Origin of the sequence: Clostridium sp. LS (assembly GCF_002760435.1) — a bacterium.
Lineage (GTDB): Bacteria > Bacillota > Clostridia > Clostridiales > Clostridiaceae > Clostridium.
The window spans coordinates 17,564-41,764 of sequence record NZ_AUUU01000056.1 but is presented as its reverse complement, the minus strand read 5'-3'; the positions used below and the strand labels follow the sequence as shown (position 1 = coordinate 41,764).

At 29.5% G+C, this 24,201-nt stretch carries 24 protein-coding genes, 1 tRNA gene and 1 riboswitch; of the genes, 6 read left to right on the top strand and 19 right to left on the bottom strand.

What is annotated here, in order from left to right:
• Window positions 1-5: 5 nt before the first annotated feature.
• The 6 genes from COL3_RS14525 to COL3_RS29595 form a co-directional block, all read right to left on the bottom strand.
• A complete protein-coding gene (locus COL3_RS14525) occupies window positions 6-1,355 on the bottom strand; it encodes a hypothetical protein (protein ID WP_008429712.1) in 1,350 nt (449 codons plus the stop codon).
• A complete protein-coding gene (locus tag COL3_RS14520) occupies window positions 1,342-2,940 on the bottom strand; it encodes an MBOAT family O-acyltransferase (protein WP_008429714.1) in 1,599 nt (532 codons plus the stop codon). The genes COL3_RS14525 and COL3_RS14520 overlap by 14 nt, the downstream gene beginning before the upstream one ends.
• A gap of 478 nt (window positions 2,941-3,418) precedes the next feature.
• Entirely contained in the window at window positions 3,419-4,741 is a 1,323-nt protein-coding gene (locus tag COL3_RS14515) for an FAD-binding oxidoreductase (protein WP_008429716.1), read from the bottom strand.
• A gap of 102 nt (window positions 4,742-4,843) precedes the next feature.
• Entirely contained in the window at window positions 4,844-5,293 is a 450-nt protein-coding gene (locus COL3_RS14510; protein WP_008429718.1) for a DUF3888 domain-containing protein, read from the bottom strand.
• Between the two features lie 241 nt (window positions 5,294-5,534).
• Window positions 5,535-5,972 carry a DUF3888 domain-containing protein gene (locus COL3_RS14505; RefSeq protein ID WP_242982138.1) on the bottom strand — a complete coding sequence of 146 codons (438 nt, stop codon included), beginning with the start codon at window positions 5,970-5,972 and terminating at the stop codon, window positions 5,535-5,537.
• 252 nt (window positions 5,973-6,224) lie between these two features.
• A complete protein-coding gene (locus COL3_RS29595) occupies window positions 6,225-6,353 on the bottom strand; it encodes a hypothetical protein (protein ID WP_278286673.1) in 129 nt (42 codons plus the stop codon).
• Window positions 6,354-6,767: 414 nt separating this feature from the next.
• Here COL3_RS29595 and COL3_RS14500 point away from each other — a divergent pair, with 414 nt between their 5' ends.
• Together COL3_RS14500 and COL3_RS28830 are read left to right on the top strand one after the other, a co-directional pair.
• The gene (locus COL3_RS14500) at window positions 6,768-7,493 is read left to right on the top strand and encodes a CPBP family intramembrane glutamic endopeptidase (protein WP_008429726.1); all 726 of its coding nucleotides are present in this window, start codon (window positions 6,768-6,770) and stop codon (window positions 7,491-7,493) included.
• Between the two features lie 106 nt (window positions 7,494-7,599).
• Entirely contained in the window at window positions 7,600-7,749 is a 150-nt protein-coding gene (locus tag COL3_RS28830; RefSeq protein WP_180277946.1) for a hypothetical protein, read from the top strand.
• Between the two features lie 72 nt (window positions 7,750-7,821).
• Here COL3_RS28830 and COL3_RS14495 read toward each other — a convergent pair.
• The 13 genes from COL3_RS14495 to COL3_RS14435 all read right to left on the bottom strand — a co-directional run bounded on the left by COL3_RS14495 (window position 7,822) and on the right by COL3_RS14435 (window position 19,998).
• Window positions 7,822-7,906: transfer RNA gene (locus COL3_RS14495), tRNA-Leu, on the bottom strand.
• Window positions 7,907-8,006: 100 nt separating this feature from the next.
• Complete coding sequence (locus COL3_RS14490; RefSeq protein WP_008429729.1) at window positions 8,007-8,642, bottom strand: lytic transglycosylase domain-containing protein; 636 nt, start codon at window positions 8,640-8,642, stop codon at window positions 8,007-8,009.
• Window positions 8,643-8,657: 15 nt separating this feature from the next.
• Window positions 8,658-9,257: a dephospho-CoA kinase gene (gene coaE / locus COL3_RS14485; protein WP_008429731.1), complete on the bottom strand. Its 600-nt coding sequence runs from the start codon at window positions 9,255-9,257 to the stop codon at window positions 8,658-8,660.
• 73 nt (window positions 9,258-9,330) lie between these two features.
• Window positions 9,331-11,934, bottom strand: coding sequence for a DNA polymerase I (gene polA / locus COL3_RS14480; RefSeq protein ID WP_008429733.1), 2,604 nt, complete (start codon window positions 11,932-11,934; stop codon window positions 9,331-9,333).
• Between the two features lie 229 nt (window positions 11,935-12,163).
• Entirely contained in the window at window positions 12,164-12,619 is a 456-nt protein-coding gene (locus COL3_RS14475) for a DUF3284 domain-containing protein (RefSeq protein ID WP_008429735.1), read from the bottom strand.
• Between the two features lie 27 nt (window positions 12,620-12,646).
• Window positions 12,647-13,666: a tryptophan--tRNA ligase gene (trpS, locus tag COL3_RS14470; protein ID WP_008429737.1), complete on the bottom strand. Its 1,020-nt coding sequence runs from the start codon at window positions 13,664-13,666 to the stop codon at window positions 12,647-12,649.
• 35 nt (window positions 13,667-13,701) lie between these two features.
• Complete coding sequence (locus tag COL3_RS14465; protein WP_008429740.1) at window positions 13,702-13,947, bottom strand: TIGR04540 family protein; 246 nt, start codon at window positions 13,945-13,947, stop codon at window positions 13,702-13,704.
• 145 nt (window positions 13,948-14,092) lie between these two features.
• Window positions 14,093-14,524 (bottom strand): universal stress protein, encoded by a 432-nt coding sequence (locus COL3_RS14460; RefSeq protein WP_008429743.1) that lies wholly within the window; start codon window positions 14,522-14,524, stop codon window positions 14,093-14,095.
• 160 nt (window positions 14,525-14,684) lie between these two features.
• Window positions 14,685-15,419 (bottom strand): 4Fe-4S binding protein, encoded by a 735-nt coding sequence (locus COL3_RS14455; RefSeq protein WP_008429744.1) that lies wholly within the window; start codon window positions 15,417-15,419, stop codon window positions 14,685-14,687.
• A gap of 262 nt (window positions 15,420-15,681) precedes the next feature.
• Window positions 15,682-16,518, bottom strand: coding sequence for a carboxylating nicotinate-nucleotide diphosphorylase (nadC, locus tag COL3_RS14450; RefSeq protein ID WP_180277948.1), 837 nt, complete (start codon window positions 16,516-16,518; stop codon window positions 15,682-15,684).
• Entirely contained in the window at window positions 16,496-17,803 is a 1,308-nt protein-coding gene (locus tag COL3_RS14445) for an L-aspartate oxidase (protein WP_008429747.1), read from the bottom strand. The genes nadC and COL3_RS14445 overlap by 23 nt, the downstream gene beginning before the upstream one ends.
• A 9-nt stretch (window positions 17,804-17,812) precedes the next feature.
• Window positions 17,813-18,742, bottom strand: a complete 930-nt coding sequence (nadA, locus tag COL3_RS14440; protein ID WP_008429749.1) for a quinolinate synthase NadA — start codon at window positions 18,740-18,742, stop codon at window positions 17,813-17,815.
• Window positions 18,743-18,951: 209 nt separating this feature from the next.
• Window positions 18,952-19,998: a PocR ligand-binding domain-containing protein gene (locus COL3_RS14435; protein WP_008429751.1), complete on the bottom strand. Its 1,047-nt coding sequence runs from the start codon at window positions 19,996-19,998 to the stop codon at window positions 18,952-18,954.
• 283 nt (window positions 19,999-20,281) lie between these two features.
• On the opposite strand from COL3_RS14435, the gene COL3_RS14430 reads away from it, so the two are divergent.
• The 4 genes from COL3_RS14430 (at window position 20,282) to COL3_RS14415 (ending at window position 24,178) form a co-directional block, all read left to right on the top strand.
• Window positions 20,282-20,650, top strand: coding sequence for a GntR family transcriptional regulator (locus COL3_RS14430; protein WP_008429753.1), 369 nt, complete (start codon window positions 20,282-20,284; stop codon window positions 20,648-20,650).
• A 74-nt stretch (window positions 20,651-20,724) separates the two neighbouring features.
• Complete coding sequence (locus COL3_RS14425) at window positions 20,725-21,429, top strand: ABC transporter ATP-binding protein (protein WP_180277947.1); 705 nt, start codon at window positions 20,725-20,727, stop codon at window positions 21,427-21,429.
• Entirely contained in the window at window positions 21,423-22,244 is an 822-nt protein-coding gene (locus COL3_RS14420; RefSeq protein ID WP_008429757.1) for a hypothetical protein, read from the top strand. The genes COL3_RS14425 and COL3_RS14420 overlap by 7 nt, the downstream gene beginning before the upstream one ends.
• Before the next feature lie 177 nt (window positions 22,245-22,421).
• A riboswitch (Lysine riboswitch) is annotated at window positions 22,422-22,596 on the top strand.
• Window positions 22,597-22,741: 145 nt separating this feature from the next.
• Window positions 22,742-24,178, top strand: coding sequence for an amino acid permease (locus COL3_RS14415; RefSeq protein ID WP_008429759.1), 1,437 nt, complete (start codon window positions 22,742-22,744; stop codon window positions 24,176-24,178).
• Window positions 24,179-24,201 lie beyond the last annotated feature (23 nt).

The following is a 24,201-nucleotide window of genomic DNA, read 5'->3' as shown; positions in this document are numbered from 1 at the left end:
AATTATTATTTTGAAATTTCTTCTTCATAATATCTAGTTAATTTATCATTATTAGCTCCACACACTCGAGCATTTACACGTATTTTATATTTTTTATATGCTGAAGGATCAAAAACAAAAGTTGAATTTTTATCATAATCTCGTATTATATGTTGTTCACCAGTCTCTGAATCTGTTAATATATACTGATATTCTGGTACAACCTTACTTCCATGAAAAGAATTTGCTGTTAATGTTATTTTGTTATCCTTCTTTGTAAAGGTAAACCAAGTAAGTGCAACATAATTTATAGATGTAGAGTATTCCTCTGGAGTATAAAAATATTTGTTCATATCCTCACCGTTCTGCCTCAATTTCAAGAATTCAGCTAAGGATTTTGAAAAAGCTTCTGCTCCATTGCTATTAAAATGCTCGGAATCACTAAAATACTCTCCCTTTAGTGTAAGTAATTGAGGTTTAATTAAGTTATAATTATAATATTCAATATTTAAATTCTTCGCAATTTTAGCAATCTCATTATCAAACTCAAAATAATTCTTTATTCTAAGTACTTGAAATACTGGAGCTGGTGGAGTCAAAAGAATTAATTGACAATTATTAGCTTTACACAGTTCAGATATCTTTTTTAGATATTCTACATTTGTTTCTTGTATATCACTTATGTTTCTGGTGTCATAAGAACTTTTTAAGTTATCATAACTAATAGTCCCTTTTGAATCACTAGGATTAACTCTATATCCACCTTTTCCTATATACCCACTTTTATTATTTTCAAGAGCCTCTACTTGTCCAGGTTCTGGGTAATTAACATAGGATGAATCTAACTTTCCATAAATATTCTTTATTGCATCTTGCATTGATTTTACATTATATCCACGCCATTCAAACAATCTATCTAAATAAGCTCCATCCTGTGATGAGACAGCAAAATAATATTCTATCTTATCAATAAATGATTTAATATATGGTGCAGATAAAAGGTATATTAGTGGTTTTTCTTCCTTTGTTGTATAATTAATTGGCTCTGCTGTTAAAATAATTAATTTAGGCTTATGATAATTAAATAATTCTTTCAAAGAATAGTATGTCCCAGTATACATTTGTTGAGGAAATGCATAATCAAAAGTATTACAGCCTAGTTCTTTATCCATAATATATGGATTTATATCTCTATCAGATAATGATGCACCTACAAACGCTACATCTATATTTTCTTTTTGTGAATACATTTCGCGCATTGTCATTCTTTCGACTCCGGCTTTTGGAACAAATATAAATGTTAAAGCATAGTTTATAATAATAAATACTATTACAAATGCTATTGCCCTAAACCAAGCAGCTCTAGAACTGTGCATACATAAAACCTCCTAGTAAGTTTTTAGAACTAGCATCCAATCCGATAATGGCAAAAATCAACACGTACAATAATATCCATCTAAAAACCAAATTTTGTTCAGACAAAAACTCCCGAATTTTTATTCCATTTTCCTGCATTACACTTATCACAACAAGAACAATAGTTGCCACAAATAAAACATTAAAATCAAATTCCGTTAATCCGAGTTTAAGAATTGTTCCATCAGCCAATTGGTTAATATTAAAATTCATTATGGTACTATGCAGCATATAAAATGATACCTGTAAGCTATCTGCTCTATCAAAATACCACCCCAAGTTTACAATAAAGAATGTCCTTAGTATCCTAAATAAATGATATGAAAAACAATCAGTATTTACTTTAGTTATTTTTTTTAACCATATATAAAAAGGTTCCAGAACAGCACTAAAGGCAATTATGATACCATTGTACAATCCCCATACCACATAATGCCAATATGGTCCATGCCAAATCCCAACTACTAAAAACACTACAATATTAGAAATAGCAACCGGAATAATTTTTCCTGCCCTTTTTCCAATATATTTATTTGATAGTTTACCTATTTGAGACATCTTTTTTGTAAGTGCCAGAGGATAAAAAATATAATCCCGCATCCAAGAACCTAGTGTAATATGCCACCTACGCCAGAATTCCGATAAGGAAATTGAAAAATAAGGGCGTTTGAAATTTATAGACATATTAATTCCCAGTAGTTCAGCTATTCCAGTTGCTACATCTATTCCGCCAGAGAAATCAGTATATTGTTGCAGTGAATAAAACAGTATTCCAAATATTGTGATTCCCCCACCATATTTGTCATAATGATTAAAGACTTCATTAACTACTGCAATTGCTCTATCTGCTATTATCATTTTTTTAAATAGTCCCCATAAAATTAATTGCAGCCCATATTCAAATTTTTTCAGGTCAAATTTATGAGGTTCATATAATTGATTTGCTAGTGTATCAAATCTATTAATTGGCCCCTGCACTATTTGCGGAAAAAAAGAAACAAACAATGCAAATTTAAGCAGATTTTTTTCAGCCTTATACTTACCATTATATACATCAATTAAATATCCAATTGATTGAAATGTATAAAATGATATACCAAGTGGCAGCAATAGTCCTAACATAATAGGTTCTATTTTATTTCCTGTTGATACATTAAATAACCAAGTAATATTTTCTGCAATAAAATTAAAATACTTCAAAAATCCAAGGATTCCAAAATTAATTAACAAAACACACAAGAAAATTATTTTTTGTTTTTTCTTTGCCTTGGCTTTTATATTCTTTTTAATTTCTGGTGTAAGAGTTTCTTTATTTTTAATTAATTCATTCTCTTTCTGCTCATTAATTTTGGTAATGAGTACTGCACCAATCCAAACACTGAGTGTTGTAAAGAGTATATACCCAATTGTCTTTATCCCAGTGAATAAATAGAAGACATAGCTGCCACAAAGTAAACATATCCATTGGAATTTTTTAGGCAAAAAATAATATGCCAAGATTAATATGCACAAAAAAAGCCAAAAATTAAATTGTAAAAACGACATTGCATCACATCCTTATTTAAATACCTCATTACTAACTACTATTTTTTCATGCACCTGGTTAATTCTCCTTTCATTATATTCTTTGCTTTATTAACTCATGCATATTTAAAATGGATTGTCCAATATTTTTGATTCTTATATTCTGTTTTTCGCAATAATTAATCCTGTTACTATCACAAAAAAATTAAACGCTTAGCCTTTAGAATTTATAACTTTAACTGATTAGGATAATTTTCATTATTAGAATAGCGCATTAGGGTATCTCACAATCGAATATAATAGCTTTAATCTTATAACTCTCCATTTTCTTAGCATCTTTTATCTTATTTATTCTTTATTACATTTTAACATAATATTATAAATATAACATATTTTGTTATACAAATATTATGTTTTAAAAAATAAGCAGTAGTTGAATTGCTCCTTGCTACTGCTTTTCTATATTAAAATTGGTTTTAGAATTTAATGTATCTAATGTCTATAAATTTATTCCTTGAGGATAATAAAATAAGTTACACGGGTCATACTTTTCTTTTACAGTTTTTAACCAGGATGCGTTATTTCCAAAATAATTATACAAATAATTAGGTATATTAATATCGCAATAGTTAAGATATCCAAAACCTGCATATGGAAGTAAAGATTTTCTTAAATTATTTACCCATTTAATTGTAGCATCAGCATACATGCTATACCCAAGATTCCATTCGGCATTAATTTGCACTAATATTTTAGCATCTCTATGAGGATAAGCACTAGGTAAATATTTATTTTCTGCAATTTTCCCCCCTAATAGGAGAAATCCAATTTCTATGGGCGGCTGTATAGGCGGTACATTATCTAAATAGTCGAATAGTATTTGGCAAGGTTCCTTTCCTAATTGCTTATATGCGAATAATCCTGTAATTTTAAATCCTTTTGGTGAAGGCTCAAATTCTGGACATTTCTGTACATATTCCTTAAAACCAATATGCTTTATTGTATAGTTAATTTTGTTAGGAATTTTTAATAAAACGCTTAAAGCCTCTTCCATTTCTTTTTCCGTACTTCTTAAGCCTAATCCATATAACCCAATGGTACGCTCTTTTATAGAAATTTTGATCGTATATCTATTATCTAAATATTCTCCTGCCTTTTGAAATGCTTGAATCACTTCATATCTTCTCTCTTTAGGCCATTCAGCAGTCAATTCTGTTACATTATAGACCGGATATACTTTAAAAGTCATTGATACTACTACCCCAAAATTGTTACTCCCCGCTCCTCTTAATGCTGCAAGTAAATCTTGATTTTGATATGAATTAGCAGTTATTACACTACAAGAAGCATCTACTATTTGTGCTTCTACCAAATTATCACATACTAACCCATATTGTCTTTGTAAAAATCCAACTCCTCCTCCTAATGTAATTCCCGAAACACCAACAGATCCACAACTTCCTCCGACAAATGCAAAGCCAAATTTGGCCACCTTGTTATAAAGTTGATATAGATTATATCCTCCCCCTATTCTCACATAACCTTTATTAGTATCTATTTCAAAGTTAAGTAAATTAGAAACATCTATGACAATAATATCATCTCCCACAGAAAATGATTCATAGTTATGACCACCGCTTCTACAACGTATATTTAAGCCTTGCTTTCTCCCCCAATTTACTGCATTAACTACATCTGTTACATTACTAGGATATACTATTAACATTGGGTAATAACTAAAATATAAATTTTCATCCCTCCGAACAAGATTATAGCTTTTATCTGATCTAGTTATAATAAGTCCCGTTAACTCCCCTGACATATTAATTTCCTCCAACCATATATTATATCATCATGTATAACGATATAATATATTGCAATAGATTAGGAAGCATTCTTAATTTATTTGTTCTCGACCTGCGAGTTATGATTTTTTTATTATATGCTGCCAATTCCAGGGCAACTTATAACTTTTAAGATGTTCAAACTTAACAACCTTTACATATCCATAAGCTCCTGTTTCAATTATTATTCTATCATCTCCAACATAATTATAAGGTCCAACGAATGGGTGTACTATAAGTTCTGATTGAATTCCATATCCACTTTCTCTTTTAATATTTATTACATCAATGCTATCTGGAAAAACGGTTGGCATTTCACTTAAGTATTCTTGATAGTAATTATCTACTTCTTTTTGTATGTATGGACTAAATAAACAAATAATTAAATCTTGATATATTTTTTCTTTTGAATTTTCATTTAATTTAGATATTTCTTCATTGGAATATTGTTTTATATCTATTGCAAAAGATTTTTCTGGATAAATCCCTAAGCATAATACGAACACTACAACTAACATTAGCTTTTTCAATATAATCGCCTCCATTATATTTTTAATTAGTCTATGTAAAATAGCTAATTTTACACATGAAGCGTAATATATTAAAATTAATCATTCTATTTTATTTCAGGCAATATTCTCTAGACTTATGAACAATAATTAATCAATGTCTATATACTAAAATATCATCCAAAAATATCACAAATTCACTTTTAAAAATGAGATATTTAGATCTTTATTTATTTTTTTCTGCCATAAATTTAATTTAATACTATTTCTTTATTATGTGTTTCCAATTCCAAGGCAATGAATAACTTTCTATGTGTTCAAAATTCTTTATCTCAATCGAACCATCCGCTGCAGTCTCAACTATCATTCTATCATCACCAACGGTAATATGTAGTCCAACGTAAGGATGTGCAATCACCTCGAATTGGATTCTATATCCACTTAATCTCTTAACATTTACTATATCAACACTATATGGCGCAATTGTAGGAGACTCTATTAAATACTTTTTGTAGTAATTATTGATTTCTTCTTGCATACATGGAACAAATAGCGAAAGAACTACATCTCTATAAATAATTTCTTTTGATTCATCTGCCATTTGAGATTGCTGCTTTATAATAGTCGCATATGCATGATATGGAAATATAAAAAATATTGCTACGGTTAAAATACTTACTACAAACACAATCTTTTTCAAATGTATCACCTCCAAAGAACTCCTATAAATAGTATTTCTTATCATTGAATTTATATAATAGAATCTCAATTCTTGATTTTAACCAATACAAGTAATATTGTTTGAAAATTTATCAGTTATTTTTGAACTAACCAGCCTCCAAAAAAGGTATATAAAATAAAACCTTACACTCTCCATTTTTTGAAATACAATTAAATTTAGATATAATGCCATTAATCAAAGCTTTAGGCTCAATAATCTTATATCCTAATCTCATGTATTCTCATAATGTAGAACTGCAGCAGTTCTTAAATTCTTTATCTCACAACTTCTTACAAAAATATCAACACTTTCATCAAGAGTTATTCCTTGAGCAGTATATTGCATTTCAATCTTTTTCAAATAAAATCCTCCTTCAGCGCGCCTTATGGCGAAGAAAAAAGGCACGTCCATATACTTCAAATTCGTATACAAACGTGCCTTTTTCGTTTTATTCAATTGTCTGCGAAACACCTATTTAACTAGGTTTACGACTTCCTTTTTGGTTCAGGTGACGGGACTTGAACCCCATATATTTATTGTAAAGCCTTATAAATAAGGTATTTCTGAGGATAGGTAATCAAGAGGTAATCAAGCATGAAAGGAGGTTTGTACGCTATACGCAAATCCCAGTGTTCAAGCCGTTTTATCTGCAAGTGCTTTACTTTATCATCCATTCTCCCTAAAGAGTCGACAGGGCTTGTGATTTACTGTAGAAATATGGGCCGACAAGTGCTACTATATTATGGTAATCAAAAATTTAAGGGGGAATGGCGTATGAATGTAGATAAAGAAATCAGGAGTACAAAGAAACTTATATTTCTTCATCTGTTTCCTGGAATTGCGTTAAGCATTATGTATATATTTTTTTCGAAGGTGGGAATCTTAGCAGGATATCCCAGGGTAGTTATATTAGGCTTTTCTATGATTTTCTCAACAATTCCTATAGAACTTGGCTATCTATTTTATGTAGCAAAGAAGGAAGAAGGAACTTTTAATATATTTAAAATACTAGGTTTAAAAGGTAAGTTGAAGGTTAAAGTAATTATATTTTACTCTCTTGCATCGATTATAGTAGGAGTGATCCTTTTAATTGCTTTAAAGCCACTTCCAAATTACTTATTAAAAACTGTATTTTGTTGGATTCCAAGTTGGTATAATTTTATCCAAGATATGAGTCTGTTTAGTAAAAATTATATCATCATAGCAATTTTAGTAGACTTCTTCATTCTTACACTTATAGCACCAATTATTGAGGAGCTTTACTTCAGAGGATTTTTACTAGCTCGAATGAAGTGGATGGGAAAATATAGTGTTCTATTTAATGTAATATTATTTTCAGTTTACCATCTTTATACACCTTGGCTTATTATTACAAAGATTGCTACAATATTACCATTATACTATTTCGTATATAAAAAAGACTCTCTAAAATTAGGAATATTAGTGCATTGCTTAGTTCAATTTGCAGATGCGGTGTCATATATGACACTATTGATATAATAGAAATTAGAATTATAATTGCAATTCAAATACAAATATTTGAAAAATGGACAAGCCCTTTATCCAAATTTATAGTACCTGTATAAATTTCTATAGAATTATTTTTATGAGAGTTACAGACGAGGGCGTAGATGAGATTCCCATTGCGCAGCAGATGGGTCACTCTGCTATAACAATTACAAAAGAGTATTATTACTACTCTAACAAAACTCGAAAAACGAATGAAGCTCAAATAGAAAAAGCAATAAGTATCTAAAGATAACCACCTCAACTAAAATAAAAAAAGCTCTTAACCCATTGATTCTACTAGGATTAAGAGCTATTAATTTGGTGCAGGTGACGGGACTTGAACCCGTACGTTATTCAACACACGCCCCTCAAACGTGCCTGTCTGCCAGTTCCAGCACACCTGCAAAATGTAAAATTAACTATTTAATAATAATTCATTTTCTGAAAAATTTCAAGTAGATTTTATTTATAATTTAAGTTAATTACTAACTTAAAAGTTAGTAATTAACTTAGAAAATGTACATTTAAAAAACTTTTAATCAAATTGACTATTTTATCTCCATCAAAATCACTATCTTTTTTTCTATATAGATATGCATATACATTATAGTAAGTATTAACTTTATCTACATATTTTTTAGTCTCTCCAAAAGGTATATAATCAATACTTTTTCCATCTGAAGAATACTTGCTATTTACAAGCCAAGATTGTACATTCGTTGGACCTGCATTGTAAGCAGCAATTGTTAAATCTAAATCATTATTAAAAGTATCATTTAACCTTCTAAGATACCAGCATCCCATTTTGATATTGTATTCTTCATCATATAGGTCTTCTTTAGTAAATGTGCTATATCCCATTTCTTTAGCTGCCCATTCCCCTGTTTCAACAGTTATTTGCATAAGTCCTACAGCATTTTTATGTGAATGAGCATCATCATCAAATTTGCTTTCAGTCTTTATTACTGCCAATACTAAAAGCGGATCTAAATTATACTGAGAACTGTACTTATCCACATACTCTTTATACTTATAAGGAAAAAACTTTTCTTTTATAACATATCTAGAACCTATCCCGATTGCTATTATAACTGCTAATAAGAATATTAGAGTACGAAAGGTTTTTTTTAGAAATTTCATTATTTTCTCCTTAACTTAGCATATTAATTTCATAAAATCAATTAAATCATAAACTTGCTTTTGTGTATCAATTAAATCAGTATTATTATCAATAATGATATTTGCAAACTCCTTCTTTTCTTCAACTGACATTTGAGAATTTATTCTGCTAACTGCTTCCGCTTTAGTTAATTTATCTCTATCCATAACTCTTTGTATTTGAACTGAATTGTCAGCATATACAAGTATAATATAATCCATTTCTTGATGCATATTATTTTCAATCAAAGTCGGAGCATCAATTATAATTAATTTTTCACCTTTTTTTTCATATTGTTTTATTTGCTCCTCAATACTCTGCTTTATATAAGGGATGATTATACTTTCATACTTTATTCTTTGCTTCGGAAATCTAAAAATATGGTTCCCAAATTCCTTTCTTCTAAATTCCCCTCTCCAATCAAAAAAACCTGCTCCAAATTGTGTGCGTACCATTTCTAATATTTGCGGATTCTTTTCAAGAACTTCTTTTGAAATAGCATCTGCATCAATAATAACAAAACCTTCACTTTTTAAAATATTAGATACAGTACTTTTTCCTGTACCAATTCCACCTGTTAAACCAATCTTAATCATTTTTATATATAAACCACCCTTTGTTCAGTTAACAGTTAACAATTAACAGTTAACAGTTAATTTTCTAGATTCATTATTTCGCTTCGTACCATGTACTGCCATAGTTAACATCCACATCAAGTGATACTTTTAATTTAATTGCATTTTCCATTTCATAAGCAACTAAATTTTTAACTTCTTCAAATTCATCTTTTTTTACATTTAAAATAAGTTCATCATGTACTTGAAGAATTAATTCACTTTTTAGGTTCTTTTCATTTAATTTATTATAAACATTAACCATAGCAAGCTTTATTATATCAGCTGCACTTCCTTGGATTGGCGCATTCATTGCTAACCTATCTCCCAAGGCTTTCACTATTTTATTTGAAGATTTTATTTCTGGAATAAATCTTCTTCTATTTAGGATTGTTAATACATATCCTTTTTCCTCTGCTTCCTTAACGACGCTTTCTAGGTATTCCTTTATTTTAGGATATCTTTCTAAGTAAATAGACATATATTCTTCAGCTTCTTTTTTAGTAATTTTTAAATCTTCAGCGAGACTAAATGCACTTATTCCATAAACTATTCCAAAGTTTACTGCCTTGGCTCTACTTCTCATAAGAGAAGTAACCTGATCTATCGGAACCTTAAATACTTCCGAAGCTGTTTTTGTATGAATATCACTATGGTTCTCAAATGCATCTATCATATTCTCATCTCCGGCAATATGAGCTAATACTCTTAATTCAATTTGAGAATAATCGCAAGAAACTAATATATCAGTTTCCTCCATTGGAATGAATACTTTTCTTATTTCTCTTCCCATTTCATATTTAATAGGAATATTCTGCAAGTTAGGCTCAGTACTCGATAATCTACCTGTTGTAGTTACAGTTTGGTTAAAGTTAGAATGAATACGTCCATCTTTATCAATTACATTTTTTAACCCTTCCACATATGTAGAATTTATTTTAGTAATTTGTCTATAGTATATTATCTTAGGTATTATTTCATGTTTATTCATTAACTTTTCTAAGACTTCCTGATTAGTTGAATATCCGGTTTTTGTCTTTTTAATAACTGGTAAATCTAATTTTTCAAATAATATTTTTCCTAATTGCTTTGGTGAACTTATATTAAATTCTTCATCAGCCAGCTTAAATATTTCCTTTTGTGTTTCATCAATTTCTTTTCTAAATTTTACTTGTAATTCATCTAACATACCTTCATTTATGTTAAATCCGATGCTTTCCATAGATGAAAGTACATAAATTAATGGATGTTCAACTTCATAATAAAGTTTATCCATATTTTCTTTATGAAGATTCTCCTTTAATTTTTCATAAATCACTGGCAGATAGCTGCAGAGGATTCCTCTAATATTGCTATCTTCTCCACTCGGATTCTCTCCAACATAATGATTGACTAACTCTAAAATTTCATATTTACTCTTTGATGAATCAATTAAATATGCTGCAATTGCAGTATCAAAATCAAAACCTTTAATTTGAATTTCATTTTTATTTAGGAAGGTAACAAAGTTTTTACCATCATGAATGACTTTATTAATGGTCTCATCTTCCATTAAATCTCTTAAAATTTTTAGGGCTTCTTTATTATTTTCAGAGTATATGTCTTTAAAATTAATAATAATTCCAATGCCTTCTAGACCTAAATATAAATTTTCAAGTTCTAATTTCGAATATACAGATGCATCTGTTAAAGTATAATCTATATAAATTCTATTTTTCTTTTCCGAAAATAATGCTTTCATTTCTTCAATTGTGTTAATAATTTTCACATCAACTTTAGATTCCTCATAAGCAGTATCATCTTTAAATTTAGATAAAATAGATTTCATTTCAAGCTTTATTAGCATCTTTTTAATTTCTAATATATTTTCATGATTATTAGAACTAATATCATCTAAAGACAAATCAATTGGAACTTCTCTCATGATAGTAGCTAACTTCTTAGAAAATATTGCTTGTTCAACATTATTTTCTAAATTTTCCTTGAGTTTTTTCCCTGGAATTTTGTCTATATTTTTAAGGACTTCTTCAATAGATCCATATTCTTTTATTAGCTTAAATGCTGTTTTTTCACCAACCCCTGGAACTCCTGGAATATTATCCGATTTATCTCCCATAAGACCTTTTACATCAATAAACTGATCTGGAGTTATTTCGAATTCATTCATAAAACTCTTTTTATCATAAATCGCTGTTTCACTAACACCCTTTTTAGTAATAACAACTTTTGTATTCTCAGATGCTAATTGTAATGCATCTTTATCTCCTGTAACTATGAAAACTTCTGTATTATTACCTTCAGCAAATTTAGATACTGTACCAATTAAGTCATCTGCTTCAAAGCCCTCTACTTCAAAAATCTTTATTCCCATGAACTTAAATAATTCCTTTATAATAGGAAATTGTTCTGCAAGTTCTGGCGGCATTTTATTTCTTCCTGCCTTATAATCTGAATACTCCTTGTGCCTAAAGGTTGGCGCCTTTAAGTCAAATGTAGCAATTATGCTGTCAGGATTAATTTCATCCTTCATCTTAAATAACATATTAACAAAGCCATAAATGGCATTAGTATTTATTCCATCACTATTTGTAAGAGGAGGCAAGGCATAGAAAGCCCTATTCATAAGCGAATTTGAATCTAAAATCAATAATTTTTTCATTAAAAACCTCCTAAAAGTATAAAAAACTTTATTTAAATTTAAGTTATTGTTCAAACTCATTATACTATATTGCATAACTTAAAGTATATATCTATCCTACTTAATATAGAATTTATATCATATTATTTCCATAATTGCGCCTTATAATTCTAGTTTATTATTAAAATGATAAACTAGGATTGCTTTATGTTAAACATTTTAAAACAATCCTAGTTTATTACTCTTTTCACTATTTATTTTTAGGCTTACTTCGTTCTTTATTATTGATGTATGTTTTTAATTCATTATTAAGGGCCTCAACAATATTATTATATTTTGCCTTAAAAGCACGTCTAGCCATAAATCTTTGAACCCATAACGACAAGTATCCAAAAAACTTATCAGTTGATTGTTCTTCTTCAAATATTAATTTAGTGCTTCCATCTTTTTGTCCTTTAAAGTTATACGTTGATATGCATTTCGAAAAACTTGTTGAAGTTGTAATTTGATATTTTTCATTTTTTGCATACTCAGTTATTTCAACTGTACACTGTACTGGCGTTGGTCTTCCTGTATTTATGCTCTTTTCAATTTTACAACCTGTTGCGTCATCCTCATTAAAATTATCAAAATCTTTTCCTGCATTTTTAATAAAAATATGGAACACATCTTCTACTGGATAATTTAAAATCGCAATAGCCTTCATTTTGGCTTACCCCCTAATAAATTTTATTTATTTACCTGCGAAGTATTCTAAGCCTATTGCTTCACGTACTTCTCTCAATGTATTTGCTGCTACTGCTCTAGCTTTGTCGCTTCCGTCTTTTAACATCTTATATACTGAATCAATATCTTTTTCAAGTTCTATTCTTCTATTTCTTATTGGTTCTAGCTCAGCTTGAAGAACTTCATTTAAATATCTTTTAACTTTTACATCTCCAAGACCGCCACGTTTATAATGTTCTTTCATTTCTTCAACTGTATCTTTATCACTTGCAAAAACATCTAAATAAGTAAATACAGTATTTCCTTCAATTTGACCTGGATCCTCTACTCTTATGTGGTTTGGATCAGTATACATTGACATAACTTTTTTCTTAATAGTATCTGCATCATCAGACAAATATATGCAATTTCCTATTGATTTACTCATTTTTGCTTTACCATCAGTTCCAGGTAATCTTCCCGCATTAGAACTTGGAAGCACTGCTTCAGGTTCAACTAATACTTCACCATATATAGAATTAAAACTTCTAACAATTTCCCTAGTTTGTTCAATCATAGGTAATTGATCTTCTCCAACTGGAACTGTATCTGCCTTAAATGCTGTAATATCAGCTGCCTGACTTACTGGATAAATAAGAAATCCAGCTGGAATACTGTTTTGAAAGTCCTTCTGCTTTATTTCCTGCTTAACTGTAGGATTTCTTTCTAATCTTGATAATGTAACAAGATTAAGATAATGCATTGTTAGTTCATTTAATTCTGGAATTTGAGATTGTATAAATATATTTGATTTAGCTGGGTCAATTCCAACAGCTAAATAATCTAGTGCAACTTCAATTAAGCTATTTTTTATTTTTTCTGGATTTCTCGCATTATCAGTTAAAGCTTGTTGATCTGCAATCATAATAAAACTTTCATATAATCCTGATTCTTGAAGTGCCACTCTATTCTTTAAAGAACCTATATAATGTCCTATATGTAACTTTCCAGTTGGTCTATCCCCGGTTAGTATTATTTTCTTACCCATTAATAATTCACTCCTAAACTAATCTGCAAAACTAATTAAACTTCTACTTTTGTTTTACTTTCAACAACTTTATTAATTATTTCTGCTCTTTTATCTCCTAAAACATTAGCTATCTTTATAGACATGCTTTTCTCCTTATAAATAGCTTCCCTATTTGCATCGACAATTTTCATGATTCTTTCTTCCATCTTTTCATATGAAATTAAATCATCATAATATGTATCTACAATATCCTTTAAACATGTTGCTAATTCTCTTGGATTTCTATAAACTGCTCTCATTTCTTACTCCTTAATATAAAAATTTAATAAACAAATTTCCTATTATTATAACATTAAATACAGTATAATTCTATATTCATAACAAAGACTACCTTAAAATACAATTTCTAAGATAGCCTATAATATATGCTTTGCATACACTTTATCATTTAATACTAATTGTAAAATCATTAGGAACTATCATTACAATACATTTTGCTCTTTTTACAACATTAGTTGTTACTGATCCTATCATTCTTGTTAACCCTCTTTTAGTGGACTTTGTCATAACGATTACACCTATATTTTCTTCGTTTGCTTTCTTTATAATCTCATCTCCTGGATACCCAAAAGCAAAAAACGTCTCAACCTTATAATCTTTCATTTTTTCTTTTGCTGCTTCTAAAATTTCTTCACCTAATTCTTGAGCAAATTTTATTTCATCAGCAACTATCATCTCATTGATTAACACTAATTCTTTAACATTCATTATTATTATTTCAATTGAGTCTTTGGGAAATATTTCTTTTACAAACTCTAAAGAATGCATACTTCTCTCTGTTCCATCTATCGGTATTAACACTTTCCTCTTATTCATATATACTCCCCCTTATATTATTAGTTATTTATATTATTCTACAACTTGCTAATAATATCCTCTAATTTGTTATACTGAATATATATTTTTTTATTTTAAAATAAAAAATGATATGTCTATACCTAAAACTTATAGATACAGACATATCTTATTTTTATTTCTACTCTATAATTTCTCCGTTCCTCGAAATGGTTACTACTTGCCAAGGAATCATTTTGTCACTTGCTTTTAATGCAGTTTTAACCGCATTTTCTATTCCACCACAGCAAGGAACTTCCATTCTAACAACAGTTACACTTTTTATATCATTCATTTTTAGAATTGTTGTTAATTTTTCTGAATAATCTCCCTCATCAAGCTTCGGACACCCTATTAGAGTAATTCTATTTTTTATAAATTTATTATGAAAATCACCATAGGCATAGGCTGTACAATCCGCTGCTATAAGTAAATTTGCATTATTAAAGTACACTGCATTTGGAGAAACAAGTTTAATTTGTACTGGCCACTGGTTCAATTGTGATATTACTTCTCCAGAATCAGCTTCTCTTTTAACTTCAATTTTCTTATGACTTAGCATACTAGCCTGAGAGCCTGGACATCCAACTGGAATAGCTGCATTTTTATTTAATTCCATCTTTTTTTCCTCCATTTTTCTTTTTTCCATATTTATTTTTACTGCTTCTTCATCATAAGGAGCTGCTTCACGTTCTTCAAAAGTAATGGCACCAGCTGCACATGAAGGAAGGCAGTCACCAAATCCATCACAATAGTCATCACGTAGTAATTTTGCCTTTCCATCTATTATACCAATTGCACCTTCATGACATGCATTTGCACAAAGCCCACACCCATTACACTTTTCTTCATCTATTTTAATAACCTTTCTTATCATAAAATTCACCCTCCTAATATTTTAAATTCATCAAATTTCTCTCTATATAATCATTAGATTTTTGCTTTATTGACCTTATAAATCTATTATAATAAGATATTGATTTTAAATCTGTTACATTTGAAACAAACTAAGAATATTTATAAAAAAAGCTGCCCTAAGTAAAATATTACTTCAGCGCAACTTTAATCTTATACTATATTTATTCAATAATACTGATTTTAAATCTCTTCTACTATTATAACACATTATTTAATACTATTTAAAGCAAAGTAAGATTTTTCATGCTAAAATCCAATATTCTAGCTGAGTGAGTTAAAGCTCCAACTGATATATAATCTACTCCTATTTCAGCTATTTCTCTGATATTACTTAATTCAACGTTCCCCGAAAACTCAATTAATGCTTTTTTATCTATTATCTCTACTGCTCTTTTAGCCATATCTAAGTTCATATTGTCAAGCATTATTATATCAGCCTTTGCATCCAACGCTTCCTTTACCATTTCAAGATTTTCAGTTTCTACTTCAATCTTTCTTACAAATGAAGAATTTTTCCTTGCAAGGAATACAGCATTTTTTATTCCTCCAGCAGCACTTATATGATTATCCTTAAGCATAATACCATCCGATAGATTAAATCTGTGATTACATCCTCCACCAATTTTTACTGAGTATTTTTCTAGTATTCTAAGATTTGGTGTTGTCTTTCTTGTATCTAATAACTTTGCATTGGTATGACTTATTTCTTTGACAAATTTATTAGTTAAAGTAGCTATTCCACTCATTCTTTGTAATAAATTTAATGCTATTCTTTCGCCAAGTAATAAATTCCTAGTGCTTCCTTTTAAGAAACCAACCTTATCTTTTGCATATACCTTGTCTCCATCATTTTTGTAAAACTCAATTTGCACATTTCCTAATATATCAAATACTCTTTTGAAAACATCTAAGCCTGCAACTATTCCATCTTCTTTACAAAGCAATTCCACTGTTGCAATGCTTTCTTCATTTATAATTGAGTTTGTTGTTATATCTTCATTTGGTATATCCTCAATAAGTGCATCTTTTATTATCTTATCGATAGCTAAATAATTCATCATCCAGCTTTCCCCCTTGCTCCTTTATAACTCGTATAGCTAAATCCCTCTTTATATCAGCCAGCTCTTCAATTGATTTATTTAGTTTATCCACTGTAGTAACTTTTATTTCCAAATTATCCACAGAATTATTAATATTATCCGCAGCTCTTTTAGAAAACACAAGTCCCTCAAGTAAAGAATTACTTGCCAATCTATTAGCTCCATGTATTCCTGTACAGCTTGTTTCACCAACAGCATATAAATTTTCCATAGAAGTTTTTGAATTCAGATCTACTTTTATCCCACCCATAAAAAAGTGTTGAGCTGGGGATACTTTAATACACTCTTTCGTTATATCTGTTCCTCTTTTCAAACACTCTTCATAAATAGTTGAAAATCTATTTACAATATAATCTCTTCCTAAAAATCTTATATCTAAATACACATAAGGTGTTTGAGTTTCTCTTATTTGTTCATATACTGCATCTGACACTACATCTCTAGGTAAAAGTTCGTTTATAAATCTTTTACCATTTACATTTGTCAAAATTCCACCTTCACCTCTCAATGATTCAGATATTAAAAATCTTCTCTGATTTCCTTCTTCTTCATAAAATGCAGTTGGGTGAATTTGGATATAATTCATGTCTTTAAGCTGAATATTATGCATTATTGCAGAAGCTATTCCATCACCTGTTAAAATTCTTTGATTTGTTGAGTTATTGAACAATCCACCTATTCCACCAGTAGCAAGTACCACAGCTTTGGCATAAACATTTATTTGTTCATTTTCTTTTACTAATACAGCTCCAATACATTTCTCTTCTTTTTCAATAATATCTACAAAATAAGTATCTTCGTAAATACTTATATTGTCCTTTTGTTTCACTTTATCAATTAAGATCTTAGCTGTGCTTTCTCCCGTATTATCTTTTGTATGAACTATTCTGTTTATTGAATGAGCACCTTCTTTAGTAAAATTTAAACTATCATCTTCATTTCTATCAAATTTAAGTCCCATATCTATTAAATTATTTATATTATCCATAGATTCAGCTGCTAAAACTTTTACTGCTTCTAAATCATTTTTATACTTCCCTGCTTTTAAAGTATCTTCTATATATAGTGGAATATCATTTATACCTCTCGCAACAGATATTCCCCCTTGAGCTAGATATGTGTTACTGCAGTTTATCTTATCCTTGCATACAACTAAAATATTTAAATCCTTCCTTAAATTCAACCCACAATAAAGACCTGATACTCCTGAACCTATTATTAAAACATCAACAAATTTATTCATTTATATTACCTAATTATTTTTAGCACTTGCTGATGCTAATAGGTGCATATTTTCTAATGACCTTAAAGCTTTTTTTCTAATATTTTCATCTAAAATCATTTCATTTTTTCCATTCAATAGAGCATCATATAAATTTTCAAGGGTTGTCTTCTTCATATCCTGACAGCATATTTTATCTCCAGGAATAAAGAAACCTTTATTTGGATTTTTCTTTTTTAACTCATGCAAAATTCCTTCTTCTGTAGCTATTATAAATTCATTTCCTTCATCTTTAGTCGCGTAATCTATAATACCACTTGTACTTCCTACATAATCTGCAATATCTCTAATTTCCTTAGTACATTCCGGATGCACTAGTACTTTAGCATCTTTATGTTTTTCTTTTTCTTTTAATATATCTTCTCTACTTACTTTATTATGACATCTACAGAACCCATCCCATAATATAAATTCTTTTTCTGGGAAAAACTCTGAAATATATTCACCTAAATTTCTATCTGGTAAAAACATTATTTGCTTATTTGGTATATTTTTTAATATCTTAAGTGCGCTTGAAGATGTTACAGCTAAATCACAGTGTGCTTTTACATTAGCTGTTGAATTTATATAACAAACAACATACGCACCTGGATACTTTTCCTTTAATTCTAGCAAAGCTTTACCACTAGCCATATCAGCCATTGAACATCCTGCACTGGCACATGGCATTAGAACTGTTTTATGCGGTGATAATATTTTTGCACTTTCAGCCATGAACCTAACTCCACAAAACATTATAGTTTCTTCCTTACAGTCCCTAGCAACTTCACTTAAATAATAAGAATCTCCAACATAATCAGCTAACTCTTGAATAATTCCAGGCTGATAATAATGAGCAAGAATAACCGCATTCTTTTCCTTCTTTAATCTTAATATTTCTTGAACTAAATCTGCCCCCATATTTACACTTCTTTCTTATTAGTTTACAGGTGTATATACACCTATTAAACTAATTATATCAGATATTTTCATATCTTCAACTAATTTAAATAGTGTCAATTTTAGTATTATATTCTACATATCTTTAAAACTAGTAGTCTTCATATATAAAAAAACTACCCCAGATTATTCTGAGGTAGCTTTTACAGCTCATTACTAATATTAGTTGTTTATTTTAAACTTTCCATTAAGTCTACTAACTGATCCACAAGTTGTACAGAATCTTGAATATTTTCACCCACTAGTTCCATGGCCTTTGATTGCTCCTTACTTGTTTCAAGAGTTGTATGAGAATTTTTCACTGTTTCATTTACGGACTGTTTTATTTGAGTTGTTAAATCTGCAATACTCTTTGCTGTTTCTTTTGAATTTTCAGCTAAATTTTTTATTTCCTTTGCAACAACCGAAAAGCCTTTTCCGACTTCTCCTGCACGTGCAGCTTCAATAGAGGCATTAAGTCCTAACATTTTAGTTTGAGCAGCTATATTATTTATGGCAGCTAATATATTATTAATTTGTTCCGCCACTACTCCTACCTGCGCAATTTCAGTATTTAAATTTTCTTGTTGAGAGGAAATACTATTTGCTGAAGCTGAAAGTTCTTCTATTGTAGCAGATACTTGCATAAAATTATTAGCTAGCCTTCTAGATACCATATCTAATTGAATTTGATTATGTCCATTCTTAGCAAGAGAATTTACAACAAGAAATAATACACTAGCTGCTGCTTCTATATGCTTAAAATCTACTATATTAACTTCATGTACTGATTTTACAAGTGAATTTGAATCAACATCTATCTCTTTAGCTATTTTTATAAACTCTTGATCTTTAGGGGTTTCCGTCAGCATTTGTCCACCTAAAACTGTCCCAATTAACTTTCCTTCAATAATTATGGGAGCTGCAAAATCTATAAGACCGGCATGACACGCTCCTACAAAAGGCTTCCCTGTTCTTGCGGCCTCTTCTCCCATTCTTTTGTGTGAAGCTGCACATCTGTCATCCCCCGTTTTAGTGGAATGAACAAATTTTTCGCAAAATCTTGTATAACTACTTGGATTAGTTACGGGACTACCATTTTTATCAACTGTTACACTTGCACAATTCATTGCAAAAGCAAAATCGTCTTGGAATTTTTGTAATAATTTAATGTCAATAATATCTCTTATCTCCAATGCATCCATATCAAGTTCATTATTTTCCTTTATCTTTACCATAAAACTCACCCTTCCTATTAATCCCGTAATAAAATAAATATTTTTTCATACTTTTGAGACAACTTTCATCAATTTATATATTATTTATCGATTTCAACCTCTAGTAACTTTAATAAAATATTAAATTTATTTATGTAAATCAATTTACTTCAATTAAGTTAATCAAAAATTTTTGTCGATAGAATACTCAAATATTTTATTGACAAATAATAACCATAATTGTACTATTGTATTAACAACTTAGTACAATACTACAATAATACAATTACAAAGGAGTGAGAATATGTCATGGACTTTTAGTGACGACAGACCAATCTATATGCAGCTAATGGAACAAATACAACTTAAAATTGTTTCAGGCATATACAAATCAGGTGATAAATTACCATCAGTTAGAGAGATGGCAAGCGATGCAGCAGTAAATCCAAACACAATGCAGAAAGCATTAACAGAATTAGAGCGAACAGGCTTAGTTTTTAGTCAAAGAACAAGCGGTAGATTTATTACGGAGGATATTAATATGATTAAAGATATTAGAAACGGTTTAGCACGAGAACAAATAGAAAAATTTCTTTATAACATGGAGAAGATTGGATATACAAAACAAGAAACAATAGACCTTATAGAATTTATATCAAAGGAGATGAAATAATGAATAATGATGATAATAAAATGTTGTATACTTCTAATGAAACTGATACAATGTCTTCTTTTTCAAATAATATCATGGATAATAGCCCTATTTTAGAGTGCAGAAACCTATTCAAAGCCTATGCTGGGGCTGAAGCCTTAAAAGGTATAAACTTGACAGTTAATCGCGGCAGAATTGTTGGTCTCTTAGGCCCTAATGGCAGTGGTAAAAGTACTCTTATAAAGCTTGCAAACGGACTTTTGACTCCTTCAAGCGGAGAAATCTTAATAGCTGGAAATAAACCTGGTATTGAAACAAAAAAAATTGTTTCATACCTTCCCGAAAGAACTTATCTTAATGATTGGATGAAAGTTTCAGACATTATTAATTTCTTTCAAGATTTTTATGATAATTTTAATCCTGAAAAAGCATATAACATGTTAGCAAAACTAAATATCAATCCTAATGATAAATTAAAAACCATGTCTAAAGGTACAAAAGAAAAGGTTCAATTAATCTTAGTTATGAGCAGAGAAGCTGATTTATATTTGTTAGATGAACCTATTGCAGGTGTTGATCCAGCTGCTAGAGATTATATTTTAAACACAATAATTACAAACTACAATGAAAATGCTACTATTATAATCTCTACCCATCTTATTTCTGATATTGAAAGAATTCTAGATGATGTAGTATTTATTTCATACGGAAATGTATTCTTAACTAAGAGTGTTGATGAAATTAGAGAAAATGAAGGAAAAAGTGTTGATGCTTTATTTAGGGAGGTATTTAGATGTTAGGAAAATTAATGAAATATGAGATAAAAGCAACTGGTAGAATTCTTATCCCGCTTTATGCAGTACTACTAGTATTTGCTACTATTAATAAAATTTTTTTGGAAACTAATTTATCTGCTAAACTTTCAAACCTTGGACTTAGAGGCTTTAGTTCAATTCCATTCATATTAAGTGCCTTTGCATATGGATGTACTATGGCTGCTGTAATTATTGTTACATTCTTTGTAATAATACAGAGATTTTATAAGAATTTACTTGGAGATGAAGGTTATCTGATGAATACTCTCCCAGTTACTACTATTACAAATATAACAAGTAAACTTTCCATTGCTGCTTTTTGGCTTATAATAAGCGGATTAGTTGCTATACTTTCAATTATTATCATGGCTTTTAATCCTAATACATTCAACGCAATATTCAATGATATTCCAAGAGCACTTTCAGAAGCATATAAGGAATTTGGCTTTCAAATATCTATAATAATTGTTGAAGTCTTGATTGCAATTTTAATATCTATATTGAAGTCTCTTACTATGATTTATTCATCCATATCAATTGGGCATTTATTTAGCAAACATAGAATTTTATCATCTTTTGGTGCATTCATTGTTTTAAATATAATTTCTGGTGCTATTTCATCTTTTATTTTTATAGCACTTTCAATAATTGGTCAAACAAACACAATTCATCTAGAGGCTCATTCTGTTTTGGCTGTTCATACTATTTTAATATTTATTATTTTATATAACCTAATATTTTTCATAGGATATTTTATAATTACTCACTATATATTAAAGAATAAGTTAAACCTAGAATAGTACAATATTCTAAAAAACATATATTCTTTGGAATTATCAAAACCGGTTATCTGCAATGTTAGATAACCGGTTTTTAAATTTAGTATAAGCTTTTTTAATATTTCATGTAAAATATTAAATTTATGTTGACTTATTTATAATTATAACTCATAATTACATATGAATTAATAGATAGATAACTAAGATAGAGGTGCGAAATTTAAAAGTAGTATTATGGAGGTAAGCTCGAAGAAATAATACGAAAGGAACTTTCGCCGAAGTAAATAGTTAATTGCTTTAATGCTATTTGCTGGGCTTATGTAGAACATGCATAAGACTGTCACGAATTATTTTGTGGAGAGCTATTTTCAATGTAATTTATACGATATTTTATAATATTTTTATAACTTTCGTATTTGTGTCATGAGTATGCTCTCATGGCTTTTTTTATTTTTATAATACATATATTATCTTAGTTGTTTGCCTATACAATTATAAAACCAAACGGAGGAGAAAAAATGGGTGAACAAAATAATGAATTAAAAAGAAGCTTAAAAGCAAGACATTTAAATATGATTGCTATAGGCGGATCTATCGGTACTGGTATCTTCCTTGCTATGGGTGATACTTTACACCAGGCTGGACCTGGTGGTGCATTAGCCTCTTATTTATTAGTAGGAATAATGGTATATTTTTTAATGACAAGCTTAGGAGAAATGGCAACTCATATGCCAATATCGGGTTCATTCAGTTCCTATGCTACTAAATTTATTGATCCTGCTCTTGGATTTGCACTCGGATGGAACTATTGGTATAACTGGGCTATAACAATTGCTGCTGAAATGGTTGCTGGTTCTCTATTAATGAAATATTGGTTTCCAGATGTGAATCCACTATATTGGAGTATTTTGTTTTTAGTAATCATCGTAGGCTTAAATGTTTTATCATCTAAAGCATATGGTGAATCAGAATACTGGTTTGCAGGAATTAAGGTTATTACTGTTCTTGTATTTATTGTAATTGGTGTGTTAATGATTGTTGGAATAATGGGCGGAGAAAAAGTAGGCTTCCATAACTTCACTATAGAAGATGGGCCTTTCCATGGAGGAATTAAAGCAATATTTTCAATATTCTTGATTGCAGGTTTTTCATTCCAAGGTACTGAGCTTATAGGTATTGCAGCTGGGGAAAGTGAAGATTCAGAAAAAAATATTCCAAAAGCTATAAAATCAATATTTTGGAGAATTTTAATATTTTACTTAGGGACAATTGTTGTGCTAGGAGCAATAATACCATTCACTGATGCCGGTCTTGATACAAGCCCTTTCACAATGGTATTTGAAAAAGCTGGTATAGCGGGTGCTGCTTCATTAATAAATGCAATTATCTTAACTTCTGTATTATCTGCTGGTAACTCTGGTATGTATGCATCAAGTAGAATGCTTTTTGCTATGGCTAAAGAAGGTATGGCACCTAAGGTTTTTGCTAAAACCAATAAAAGAGGAGTACCTATTAATGCTGTTCTTTTAACTACATTAATCGCTTCTGCATGCTTTTTAACTGGTATTTATGCTGAAAGTACTGTTTACGTTTGGTTAGTTGCGGCATCTGGCCTTGCAGGTTTCATTGCTTGGGTAGGTATAGCAATATGTCACTACAGATTTAGAAAAGCATATGTTCACCAAGGTAAAGATTTAAAAGATTTAAAATACAAGGCTAGCTTATATCCATTTGGTCCTATATTAGCATTGTTAATGTGCATAATCATAATACTAGGACAAGGATATTCATACATTACTCCTGAAGCAATTGATTGGAACGGATTAATTGCAGCCTATATAGGGCTTCCATTATTCCTTGTATTATATATAGCCTATAAAATAAAATATAATACTAAAGTTATTCCTCTAGATGAAGTTGACGTGAGTTATTGTAACGATAAAATATCTGAATAGATTAATATAAATTAGTTCAAAAA